Annotated in this window: 11 protein-coding genes; 7 read left to right on the top strand and 4 right to left on the bottom strand. The window is 35.1% G+C overall.

Going from position 1 to position 11,732, the window contains the following annotated elements; all coding sequences use genetic code 11:
• Positions 1-36: 36 nt before the first annotated feature.
• The 4 genes from T367_RS0118435 (at position 37) to T367_RS0118420 (ending at position 4,213) form a co-directional block, all read left to right on the top strand.
• A complete protein-coding gene (locus tag T367_RS0118435; RefSeq protein WP_035845885.1) occupies positions 37-1,155 on the top strand; it encodes a fatty acid desaturase family protein in 1,119 nt (372 codons plus the stop codon).
• Between the two features lie 108 nt (positions 1,156-1,263).
• On the top strand, positions 1,264-2,394 hold the full coding sequence (locus T367_RS0118430; RefSeq protein ID WP_035845878.1) for a fatty acid desaturase family protein: 1,131 nt from the start codon (positions 1,264-1,266) through the stop codon (positions 2,392-2,394).
• 108 nt (positions 2,395-2,502) lie between these two features.
• Positions 2,503-3,633 carry a fatty acid desaturase family protein gene (locus T367_RS0118425; RefSeq protein WP_035845870.1) on the top strand — a complete coding sequence of 377 codons (1,131 nt, stop codon included), beginning with the start codon at positions 2,503-2,505 and terminating at the stop codon, positions 3,631-3,633.
• 22 nt (positions 3,634-3,655) lie between these two features.
• Entirely contained in the window at positions 3,656-4,213 is a 558-nt protein-coding gene (locus tag T367_RS0118420; protein WP_027421146.1) for a DUF4199 domain-containing protein, read from the top strand.
• Between the two features lie 2 nt (positions 4,214-4,215).
• Here the strand turns inward: T367_RS0118420 and T367_RS0118415 are convergent, their stop codons facing one another.
• Positions 4,216-5,574, bottom strand: coding sequence for a UDP-N-acetylmuramate--L-alanine ligase (locus T367_RS0118415; RefSeq protein WP_027421145.1), 1,359 nt, complete (start codon positions 5,572-5,574; stop codon positions 4,216-4,218).
• 165 nt (positions 5,575-5,739) lie between these two features.
• On the opposite strand from T367_RS0118415, the gene T367_RS0118410 reads away from it, so the two are divergent.
• The 3 genes from T367_RS0118410 (at position 5,740) to tnpA (ending at position 9,338) form a co-directional block, all read left to right on the top strand.
• On the top strand, positions 5,740-6,591 hold the full coding sequence (locus T367_RS0118410) for an MBL fold metallo-hydrolase (RefSeq protein WP_027421144.1): 852 nt from the start codon (positions 5,740-5,742) through the stop codon (positions 6,589-6,591).
• A gap of 77 nt (positions 6,592-6,668) precedes the next feature.
• The gene (locus tag T367_RS24325) at positions 6,669-8,171 is read left to right on the top strand and encodes an SPOR domain-containing protein (protein ID WP_051568665.1); all 1,503 of its coding nucleotides are present in this window, start codon (positions 6,669-6,671) and stop codon (positions 8,169-8,171) included.
• A 690-nt stretch (positions 8,172-8,861) separates the two neighbouring features.
• Positions 8,862-9,338 carry an IS200/IS605 family transposase gene (tnpA, locus tag T367_RS0118400; RefSeq protein WP_027421143.1) on the top strand — a complete coding sequence of 159 codons (477 nt, stop codon included), beginning with the start codon at positions 8,862-8,864 and terminating at the stop codon, positions 9,336-9,338.
• A 390-nt stretch (positions 9,339-9,728) separates the two neighbouring features.
• Here tnpA and T367_RS0118395 read toward each other — a convergent pair whose 3' ends face one another.
• The 3 genes from T367_RS0118395 to T367_RS23115 form a co-directional block, all read right to left on the bottom strand.
• Positions 9,729-10,328, bottom strand: a complete 600-nt coding sequence (locus T367_RS0118395) for a hypothetical protein (protein ID WP_157454310.1) — start codon at positions 10,326-10,328, stop codon at positions 9,729-9,731.
• Between the two features lie 9 nt (positions 10,329-10,337).
• Positions 10,338-11,261 carry a DsbA family protein gene (locus tag T367_RS0118390; protein WP_027421141.1) on the bottom strand — a complete coding sequence of 308 codons (924 nt, stop codon included), beginning with the start codon at positions 11,259-11,261 and terminating at the stop codon, positions 10,338-10,340.
• A 160-nt stretch (positions 11,262-11,421) separates the two neighbouring features.
• On the bottom strand, positions 11,422-11,732 hold a 311-nt coding region (locus T367_RS23115), incomplete at its 5' end, for an integrase core domain-containing protein (protein ID WP_157454191.1).

Genomic DNA, 11,732 nt, shown 5'->3' with positions numbered 1-11,732 from the left:
TTTGCACTGCCTCAAATTAATTAAAACAGCGCATTCATGGCTAATCAAACAAAAGAATTTCAGCATTTAAAATTCTCGAATACTATAGGTCAAGATTTTAATGCTACTTTAAAAAAGCGCGTGCGTGCTTATTTTAAGGACAATAATATTTCTAGATACGCGAATACGAATATGAAAATCAAAACGATTTTTATGTTCTCTCTATATTTTATTCCTTACTTCTTAATGATATTTGGTGTTGTTACCAATATCTGGTTAATTGTTCTTTGTTGGGCACTTTTAGGCTTTGGTATGGCAGGCATTGGTATGTCTATCATCCATGACGCAAATCATGGCTCTTATTCGAAGAATAGTAAAGTCAATTACTTATTGGGAAGAGCAATGAATTTAGTTGGTGCATTTGCGCCTAACTGGAAAATACAACACAATGTATTGCACCATACTTATACCAATATCACACATTTCGATGAGGATGTTGATCCACCAGTTCCAATTGTTAGATTTACACCACACGATAAATACCGCAAGATTCACAAATATCAATTTTTATATGCTTGGTTTTTCTACAGTTTAATGACAGTTGCTTGGATTACAATTAAAGATTTCCAACAATTATTCCGTTATAAAGGAATGGGCTTAACCAAAACAGAGAATGAGAATTTTACACCACTTTTCTGGGAATTATTGATTTCGAAACTTGTATACTACACATATATTTTTGTGCTTCCATTAATATTTATGGACGTGCCTTGGTGGGGACTTTTATTGTTATTATTAATGAAACAATTAATTGCCGGATTTACTTTAGCTATTGTCTTTATTTTAGCACATGTTGTTCCAGAAGCAGCTTTCCCTAAAGCAACAGATGATTTGCGTATAGAGAACAATTGGGCTATTCATCAATTGGAGACAACGTCAAATTTTGGACCAAAAAGTAGGATTTTTCAATGGTTTATTGGCGGACTGAATTACCAAGTTGAACACCACTTATTTCCGAATATCTGCCATGTACATTACAAAAAACTTTCTGTTATTGTGAAACAAACAGCAGAAGAGTTTGGCGTTCCTTACTATTCAGAACCAACATTCTTTAGCGCGGTAAGAAGTCATGCAAGAATGCTAAAACAACTTGGCCAACCGACTCCTGCTGTATAAATTACGGTATATAAGGTGCGTTAAATTTCTGTGAAAAACGTTTGAAATTGATCAAATCCCTAATCCTAGTTTTTAAATGCCTACATTTGGGTACATTTAAAAATTTGCATGGATATAAAAAACCAAGAATTAAAGCCTTTAAAATTTTCAAAACTAATTGGTAAAGATTTCAATACAACTTTAAAAAAACGTGTTCGCGCCTATTTTAAAGACAACAATATCTCCAAGTATGCCAATACCAATATGAAGATTAAAACTGTCTTCATGGTATCCCTTTACCTCTCTCCTTACCTCTTAATGGTTTTTGGTGTTATCACCAATCCATGGCTTATTACTTTATGTTGGATGATTATGGGGGTTGGTGCAGCAGGGATTGGACTGGCGGTTATGCATGATGCCAATCATGGCGCTTATTCTAAAAGTGAAAAGGTTAATTTTATAATTGGTCGTGTAATTAATTTAGTTGGTGGTTATGCACCAACTTGGAAAATTCAGCACAATATATTACACCATACGTACACAAATATTCACGGGTATGACGAAGACATTTCTCCCGCATTGCCTTTATTGCGTTTTGCTCCTACTGATAAGTATAGTAGAGTTCACCGTTTTCAATATCTCTATGCTTGGTTCTTCTATAGTTTAATGACTGTAATGTGGATGACTACAAAGGATTTTCAGCAATTGTTCCGTTACAAAAAAATGGGGTTAACAAAAACAGAGAATGTAAACTTTAAACCATTATTTCGTGAATTGATTTTAACAAAAGTGTTCTATTACCTCTATATCATGGTTATTCCAATCATATTTATTGACATTGCTTGGTATTTTATTCCATTGTTAATTCTTATGATGCAAATGATTGCAGGTTTAATTCTGGCTATTGTTTTCCAACCGGCACATGTTACGCCTGACACTGGATTTCCAATGCCAGAAAGGGATTTAACTATCGAAAACAATTGGGCTATTCATCAATTAGAAACTACTTCAAACTTTGCACCTAAAAGTCGCATACTTTATTGGTTTGTTGGTGGTTTAAATTATCAAGTTGAACATCACCTTTTTCCTAATATATGCCACGTACATTATAAGGAATTATCTAAAATTGTAAAAGCTACAGCGCTTGAATTTGAAGTACCTTATTATTCGGAACCTACATTTTTTAGTGCGATTAAAAGTCATGCAAAAATGCTTCATAAGCTAGGGCAGCCAACTGAAGTTAATCTGGCGATGTCTTAATTGTCCCCCCTCTATTTTCGTTTGAATACCCTACCACAAAAAAGGTAGATCGCTTATTTATTTTTCCGTTTGGTCAAAAAAGCGTATCTTTGTACAAACAAAAAATGTATGGAGAAGTCCCACAAACAACTAAAACCCATCAAATTTTCCAATATAATTGGAAGAGATTTTAACACGACTTTAAAGAAAAGAGTACGTACTTACTTCAAAGAAAATAATATTTCAAAATACGCTAATACCAATATGAAAGTGAAAACCGCTTTTATGGTATTGTTATATTTTACACCATATTTCTTAATGATATTTGGTGCAGTTACTAATGTTTGGCTTATTGCTTTATGCTGGGTCGTAATGGGATTCGGAGTCGCTGGTATAGGATTATCAGTAATGCACGATGCTAATCATGGTGCTTATTCTAAAAATGAAAAAGTAAATTATTTTGTAGGTAGAATTGTCAACTTAGTTGGTGGTTATGCTCCGACTTGGAAAATTCAACACAATATCTTACACCATAGTTACACAAATATTCATGGTTATGATGAAGATATTTCTCCAGCATTACCATTACTTCGTTTCTCACCAACGGATAAATATATTAAAGCCCATCGCTTTCAATTTATTTATGCTTGGTTCTTTTATAGTTTAATGACTGTAATGTGGATCACAACTAAAGATTTTCAACAGTTGTTTAGATATAAGAAAATGGACTTAACCAAAACAGAAAACATCAAATTTGGTAAGCTGTTCATGGAGTTATTATTGACTAAAGTTGTTTATTATGCTTACGTTTTAGTTATTCCGTTATTGGTATTAGATATTTCATGGTGGTTAATTCCAATCTTTATTTTGATGATGCATTTAATTGCAGGATTTACTTTAGCGATTGTATTCCAGCCTGCACACGTTATTCCTGATACACAATTCCCTGTTCCAGAAACAGATCTTACAATTGAGAATAACTGGGCCATTCACCAATTACAAACAACTGCAAACTTCGCACCTAAAAGTCGAATTTTATATTGGTTGATTGGTGGTTTGAACTATCAAATTGAACACCATTTATTCCCGAATATTTGTCATGTTCACTATAAAAAATTATCGGTAATTGTTAAGCAAACTGCAAAAGAGTACGGAATTCCTTATTATTCTGAACCTACCTTTATCAGCGCGATTATCAGTCATGGTAAAATGTTAAAACAACTAGGTATGCCTACGGCTGCTAATTTAGCGAAAGCTTAATTTTAAAGCCACACATACAAACATGAAGACATCTATTAAAGCGGCTTTAATATTCGCATTAATCTGGATTATTACTGTAATGTCAATCTATCTATTAGGTTATTCAGTTGACTTATTTAGACCGGTTGAACTATTTGGACTATTCACTTTATTAGGAGCTGTCTTTACGGGCTTATTTCTTACTAAAAAAGAACAAGGATATGATGAGCGTCCTGCTTTAGATGACTTTAAAGTAGGGATGCAATCTGGATTATTATACACAATTATTATCACATCGTTTATTTATGTTTATCATGAAACTATCGATCCTTCTATCAGAGAAAGTATGATACAGGACCGCATCATGGCAATTAACGAACAAGTTCCTGATAATGCAACTTATCAAAAGATGCAGGAATTAGATCCGACTTGGAAAGATAAAAGTTTTGATGATTATATAGAAAATCAAGAAATACAAACAAGATCGTTTATATCAGCGAAATTCACGGCGCTAATACATTTATTTGTATTATTTATGTTCTCGCTTTTCTATTCTTTTTTCGTGACTATTGTAATCAGAAAAGTAATTTTGAGGCAATAAAATTATTGCCCCAAAAGCTCCTTCGCAAATTTATTGAGATCAAGTCCATGGAAATTTCCTGAACTCATCAAAAGTAAGTTGGCATCCTTCCAAGTCATTTCTTTTAGCGTAGATACAAATTCGTCTGCATCTGTCAATACAACTACATTGTCTGTTCCAAAGGCTGCCTTTACGTCTTCCTTTGTTATAGGATCTAATTTTTTATGTGCTACAACATCATGACTGAAGTATACTATTGCGATATCTGCAGCAGCCATTGCATTTTTATAATGGGGAAGAAAGTCTTTCTTCAAAGATGAGAACGTATGCAATTCCATGCATGCTACTAATTTTCTATCCGGATACTGTTCGTTCACAGCTTTCACCGTTGCTTTTAATTTAGAAGGCGAATGGGCAAAATCTTTATAAGCTATCGCAGTCGAATTTTCAGCAATCTTCTCTAATCGCTTAGCTGCTCCTTTAAAACTTCCCATCGCCGCATAAAAATCAGCATCACTTACACCTATTTCGTTGAGCATTAATTTGGCACCAATCATATTTTCAATATTGTGCTGACCGAAGATTTGGAATTCGTATGTTTTGCCGTCTAAATTAATTAAAGTCAATCCCTCTTCTATCGTATAATTCGGAGCACTATATTCAATCGTATTGATATCAGGGCGCACATCATTAATAAACCCTTTTAAAGCCGTATCATTTTTATAATAAATCAAGGTGCCGTTTTCTGCAATCTTATCTGTGAAGATTTTAAATTGATCCACATAATTTTCAAAAGTTGGGAAGACATTAATATGATCCCATGCAATGCCACTAATAATTGCAATATCCGGCGCATACCAATGGAATTTTGGTCTTCTATCAATCGGAGAAGATAAATATTCATCTCCTTCAATCACCATATATGGCGCATCAGTTAATTGCACCATACAATCGAATCCTTCTAAAAGCGCACCAACCAAAAAGTCAGTCTCAATATTCAATTGATTCATTACATGCAAAAGCATTGAAGTGATGGTTGTTTTACCATGACTCCCGCCAACGACCAATCGTTTCTTATTTAATACTTGTGATTGAACGAATTCTGGATAAGAATATATTTTTAATCCCAATTCTTGTGCACGCAATAATTCTGGATTATCAATTCGTGCATGCATCCCTAGAATAATAGCATCTAATTCAGTATGAATATTATTGATATCCCAACCAATTTTAGTGGGAAGAATTCCTTCTTTGTCCAATCGACCTTTAGATGGTTCAAATATTTCATCATCTGAACCTGTAACGATATCCCCTTTTCTTTTCAGTGCAATAGCCAAATTATGCATTGCACTCCCCCCTATTGCTATAAAATGTACGCGCATAAATTTATTTTCAACTAAGGTCATAAATAAATCAATAAGAATCGATCGACAGTACTTTAGTTTTCAACATGGAAAGTTGAAATTTGATAAATTAAGGTGACAAATACACGCTGAAAATCTAATTTTTGTGCATCTTTGATAGAAATAGCTTAAAAAGATAAAAGAATGAATTTATATCCCATTTCAACAGGTAATTTTAAACTCGACGGTGGTGCCATGTTTGGTGTTGTCCCAAAATCAATATGGAACAGAACCAATCCCGCAGATGCAAATAATATGTGTTCATGGAGCATGCGTTGTTTATTAATTGAAGACGGTGACAGATTGATGTTAGTGGATACTGGAATTGGAGATAAGCAGTCTGAAAAATTCTTCAGCTATTATGATATGTTTGGCGATGATACTTTAGAAAAGAGTATTAATGCAGCAGGTTTTAAATTAGATGACATTACGGATGTTATTCTTACACATCTTCATTTTGACCACTGTGGTGGCGCAATCGCAAGACAAGGAGAAAAAGGTTTTAGACCTGTCTTTAAAAATGCAACTTATTGGAGTAATGAGCGCCATTGGAAGTGGGCTACAGAACCGAATAAAAGAGAAAAAGCTTCATTTTTATCAGAAAACATTCTACCGATCCAAGAAAGTGGGCAGTTAAAGTTTATAGACCGTATTGATGACTTTACGGCTAATGTATTCCCGAATATCGATTTTCAATTCGTTGATGGACATACAGATAGTCAAATGTTGCCAATCATTAATTACAAGGATCAAAAACTTGTATTTATGGCCGATTTATTACCAAGTGTTGGGCATATTCCTTTGCCTTATGTAATGGGGTATGATACACGACCGTTATTAACTTTAAGTGAGAAAGAAAGCTTTTTAGATAAGGCTGAAAGAGAAAACTATACGCTCTTTTTAGAGCATGATTATAACAACGAATGTTGTACATTAATTAGAACAGATCGTGGAATAAGACTAGGCGAAACGTTTGACTTAAAAGAAATTCTTTAAAAAACTTCAAAATCATGGCGCTTTTTCTTATTTTGTAGCCATTAATCAAGTTCCACCTGACAATAACTTCAATTGCAATGAATAAATATCTAATAGACATTTTAAAAGCACAAGGTTCTGTGATCATACCTGGTTTAGGATCGTTAATGGTTCCTAGCCAAAAATCAGGCAAGGTTGTATTTAATCCACACCTTAAATTTAATGATGGAAGTTTAGCTAAATACATTGCTGAAAAGGAAGAGATTGAACTACAGGATGCACAGAATAAAATGGCCAAACATGTTAGAGAGATTGAAGCAGAATTGGGTAAAGGGAATGATTATGCGGTATTCGAATTAGGTGTTTTTACTAAAAATACAGCTGGAGATATTGTATTCACAATGGATAAAGATGTTGCGATTTTAACGGATGACGCACCAAAATCTACTGAGAAAAAAGTAGATAAAGTAAAAAGTAAAACGGATAAAAAATCAGTAGAAAAGCCAAAAGAAATTGTTAGCAAAGCAGCGGACATTGTTAAAGACTCAGCTGTTAAATCAAAAGATGTTGCTGATAAAACGGCAAAATCTGTCAGCGATAAAGTAAGCGACACGGTTGAAGAACTTAAAAAAGCGAAAGCCGAAGCAAAAGATAAGATTGATGCAATTGTTGACAAAGTAGAAGATAAAAAAGATGCGATTGTTGAGGATGTAAAAAAATCTAAAGAAACCATTTTTGACAAACTGAAGAATACTCCAGAAACGGTTGATTCGAAAAAGGACAAAGTGGTCGAAAGTATAAAAGACAAGGTAGAGGAATCAAAAGTTTCAAAACAAAGTCTAAATAAGTATGTACCGAACGAAAACCTTAAAGAGGATGCTAAAAAATTCTCAGCGAAAGCAAATTCTATCGTCAAAGAAACTGAAGCAACTTTAGGCGTTAAGCCAAAAGATTCGAAAAAGGTTGAAAAGGAGAAAGTGGTTATTGTCGAAAAAGAGAAGAAAAAACGTGCAGCTTGGCCATGGATTCTATTATTATTCTTAATTGGATTAGGAGTTGCTGGTTATTTCTATAAAGGTGAGATAATGAATTTTGTAGGAATGGGCGACCACAATGTCGCTTTGTCTGATTCTACAAATACACACTTAAATGATTCAATTCAAGACGCAAACCTTATTACAAGCGAAGATTTAGAAAACGCAAATATGGATTCGTCGGATTCTACTCAAGCAATAATGAACGAAGATGGTACTGAAGCAACAACAGACGAAGGTTTAAATGAAGATGATAATTCAGCTGATGCAATAGAAGAAGAAGCGCCGGTTGAAGAACCTGTTGTCGAATCGAAGCCAGTTGTGCAACAAAGTTCAGGCAGCGGTAATTTCCACTTAATCGGGAATTCTTTTGAAGAGAAAGGAAATGCTGATCGTTTCTTAGCTGATATGAAATCAAAAGGTCATCCTGCTAGAATTATTGGTCAATTTGATGGACTGTATTTGGTGTCATTAAATTCTTTCCCTTCAAGTAGTGCTGCTTATCAAGGTAAATCATCTGTTTCGAATGATGCGCCAAGTGCTTGGGTTTTTAAATGGCCTAAATAGTTGGTTAGTTATTGATTAGTGATTTTCCCTTTGCGATGTCCTTCGACAGAGAATTCGGACCCCTGCTTAAATTATGGAGGATGAAGGGGTAGGTTATACAATTTGATGGGAATTGACAGGTTCTAGTATACGAACCCTCATTAAAAACGTCATCAAAATATACTTACTACATTTTGTGAGCATACAAGGAAAACGATTTGACGTGGTGGATATGTGACCCATACCCTTCGGCTATCGCTCAGGGCGGGGCACTTCGGCTATCGCTCAGTACGGAGCAGGGTCGCTCATAACTGAAATCCCAAACAAGAACATTGCCCTCTGTGGATCACAGATCCTTGACCCGAAATACAGAACAAGAATCGTGACCCCTGCTATGCACTGATCCGCTGCAATGAGCCGCTGCACTAAGGCACTGCAATGAGCGCAGTCGAAGGGGCTGTCGAAGGCTAGGATTCGCATACCCCCCCAGAACATGGAACAACACTTTGCCCCCGTGTAAGGGGCAAACATAGATAACCCCAGAATATGGAACAACACCCCTGACCCTGGAGGGGTCACATATCCTCACCATTAAAATGAAACAAAACCATAATGCTGTTTTGCATCACATGTCCTCCAAATAATACTCAATCAAAAACTTGACTATCAAATGATTAATTGTATCTTAATCACGAATAAAACCCAAATTTTATGGCAGCAGGAACATTTTCTCAAATTTACATCCAGGTAGTAATAGTAGTAAAAAGACGACAAAAACTCATTCATTCTTTATGGGAGGATGATCTTTATAAATATATCACGGGGATAGTCCAAGGTAAAGGTCAAAAAATAATGGCAATAAATGGAATGCCTGATCATGTCCATATCTTAATAGGAATTAAACCAACGTGTCTAATATCAGATTTAGTCCGAGAAGTAAAAAAAGCTTCAAATGTCTTTGTTAACAGAAACAATTATTTAGATAAAAAATTCAGTTGGCAAGGTGGATATGGCGTATTTTCTTACAGCACTAGTGCTATTCCGAATGTGATACGTTATATTCTTAATCAAAAGGAACATCACCAAAAACAAACATTCACAGCTGAATATAAGACGTTGTTAGAACATTTTCAAGTTGTGTATAAAGACGAGTATTTGTTTGATGATATAACATTGCTGGAAGAATAGTAAAAAAAGGATATACTTACTACATTTTGTGAGCCTACAAGGAAAACGATTTGACGTGGTGGATATGTGACCCATACAGGGTCATAGTTTCTCGGAGACATTCATATTTTTAGTGATTTACGACCCCTACAGGGTCGCTCATAACTGAAATCCAATACAAGAACACTGACCATGCTCTGCACTAAGCCACTGCACTAAGCCACTGCACTGAGCCGCTGCACTGAGCACAGTCGAAGTGACAGTCCAAGTGGCTGTTGAAGGCTAGGATTCGCATACCCCCCCAGAATATGGAACAACACCCATGACCCTGGAGGGGTCACAAATACATAACCTCAGAATATGGAACAACACCTTGACCCTGGAGGGGTCACATATACTTACCGAAAATCACTAACCATCAAGTACATCGTTATTTGACACAGGAAATAACACCTTTATCTCTTCTTTAAAGTTTAGGAGATACGCTATAGGAACTAAGCACCAAGAATAGGTTACAATCATACGAATAAAATTAAAAACGGGATCCGCTTCAATTGTTATCAATTCAATTACAATTATACTAATAGAATAGACAACCATAAAGAATCCAATCCGTTTCAACCATTTTTTTGTTCGTGCCTTAGAAATGAGAATCGATACTCCATATAAAAGTGATATCAACATAACGATAAACTGTAGCTCCGCGAGTGCTTCAAAATAATCTACTTTTTTGTTTACTATTTGCCAATAAATCAGAAAAATAACCAAATAACCTAACACATTAAGAGCAAAAGCAAATAATGTAAATCTAAATTGATTAAGAAAAAAATACATCCCTATAAATAACGAAGAAATTAAGAATATAAGGCCAACTATTATAATTACTAATTCCATTTGTTCAAAGAACAATCGAAATAAAAATCCTTCTATCATACCTGTGAACCAAAAAATATGACTTATTAAATTCAACAAGACAAAAAACTGTGTCGTCCTTAAAAAATTCTTGTTCATATTATTCATTTACTTCACTTCCCAAATCGACCCATTCTTTGTTGTCAGCTTAGACAACTTGCCTTTTGTAGTGAGGTCATTCAAAAATACCTCAGCGGCTACCCTCGGTTTACCCGACAATACCGAAAATTCCTTAGCTGTTAACGTATTGTATTTTTCGAATAAGAATTCCCAATTTTTAGGGTATTCCTTTTTAACAGCTTCAGGATTCATTTTTAGAATAGCCATCTCATAAAATGCATAATCTTTCGATCCATAGACCATTTCTTTATTCCCCGCATCATCAATAAAGAACATCGTAGGGAATCCTCGAACGCCGAATGACGCTTTTACATTTAAATCTTCTTCGAACAAAACTTTCGCTTGGCCGTCAAAATCGATTTTTAGTTGTTTAACATCTAAACCGACTTGTTTCGCGGCCTCTTCCATCACTTCCCACTTTGCGATATTCTTCTTCTCTAAGAATACCATTTCTCGCATCTCACGCATGAACAATAATGCCTTATGCTCGTCTTGCATCTGCGCCGCTTTGAATGCTTCTGAAGGTGGATAAGACGAATCTAAAGGATCTTCTAACCAAACATCCCCATCAATTGGCATGTCATAATGAATACTGACCTCATCCCAGTGATGTGCCACATCTGACGGTTTGCTTATTCCACCACTATTATAATTCCAATCGGGCAATAAACCACCCATGCGGTAGTCAATCTCAATCGCATCACCATATTCCAACTTCAACTTCCGCAATTGTGGCTCTATTCCCCAACATGACGAACAAATAGGATCAGTAAAATAGACCACCTTAATTGTTTTATTCCCGCTTACTTCAGCCTTCAACGACTTGTTTTCAGTCGAGTCGCCAGGCGTCTCGCAAACGCCTGTTTCGATATCACATAATAATGGATTGGTTTGGGTTGAATCTGTTGCCATAGTTGAAGTAGATTTTGTTTGTGCTGTGCAACTCGAAATGGTTGCTGTCAGTGCAAATATTAAAAAGAATGTCGATCTGAATTTCATAGCTGCTTTTGTATTGTTTTAGGCTTTGTCAAAGTTACGGAATGTAGGGATAATAGTGGTTAGTTGTAAAGTTTCACAAGGTTGTTAACGGAAGTTGATTAATCTTGTCTTGTAAATTTAGTAGTTTATTTTCAAACTTTTTTGGTTCTACAATAAATATTTCAGGTTCTAATTGATACCATTTATAAATTGCTTGAATTGGTGTTTTAACATCAAGTTCTTTTCTCAGTGAGCCATGTCTTCTGTATAAATTGTAGTTACACATAAAATTAAAGAGATCTTTATGCATCTGGTCGTATGAATTATAAGAGTGTTTTAAAATTGTATTAGACTTAATGGTTCTATTTACTCTTTCTACCATGCCATTCGTCTGAGGGGACGCAG

This window comes from Crocinitomix catalasitica ATCC 23190, assembly GCF_000621625.1.
Taxonomy (GTDB): domain Bacteria; phylum Bacteroidota; class Bacteroidia; order Flavobacteriales_D; family Crocinitomicaceae; genus Crocinitomix; species Crocinitomix catalasitica.
Note: the sequence above shows the minus strand (reverse complement) of the source record. Positions and strands in the feature narration are given on the sequence as shown.

Excerpts from the sequence above, each read along its gene's own strand:
- T367_RS0118435 (WP_035845885.1), top strand. The coding sequence starts at position 37 with ATGGCTAATCAAACAAAAGAATTTCAGCATTTAAAATTCTCGAATACT.
- T367_RS0118430 (WP_035845878.1), top strand. The coding sequence starts at position 1,264 with ATGGATATAAAAAACCAAGAATTAAAGCCTTTAAAATTTTCAAAACTA.
- T367_RS0118425 (WP_035845870.1), top strand. The coding sequence starts at position 2,503 with ATGGAGAAGTCCCACAAACAACTAAAACCCATCAAATTTTCCAATATA.
- T367_RS0118420 (WP_027421146.1), top strand. The coding sequence starts at position 3,656 with ATGAAGACATCTATTAAAGCGGCTTTAATATTCGCATTAATCTGGATT.
- T367_RS0118415 (WP_027421145.1), bottom strand. The coding sequence starts at position 5,574 with ATGCGCGTACATTTTATAGCAATAGGGGGGAGTGCAATGCATAATTTG.
- T367_RS0118410 (WP_027421144.1), top strand. The coding sequence starts at position 5,740 with ATGAATTTATATCCCATTTCAACAGGTAATTTTAAACTCGACGGTGGT.
- T367_RS24325 (WP_051568665.1), top strand. The coding sequence starts at position 6,669 with ATGAATAAATATCTAATAGACATTTTAAAAGCACAAGGTTCTGTGATC.
- tnpA (WP_027421143.1), top strand. The coding sequence starts at position 8,862 with ATGGCAGCAGGAACATTTTCTCAAATTTACATCCAGGTAGTAATAGTA.
- T367_RS0118395 (WP_157454310.1), bottom strand. The coding sequence starts at position 10,328 with ATGAACAAGAATTTTTTAAGGACGACACAGTTTTTTGTCTTGTTGAAT.
- T367_RS0118390 (WP_027421141.1), bottom strand. The coding sequence starts at position 11,261 with ATGGCAACAGATTCAACCCAAACCAATCCATTATTATGTGATATCGAA.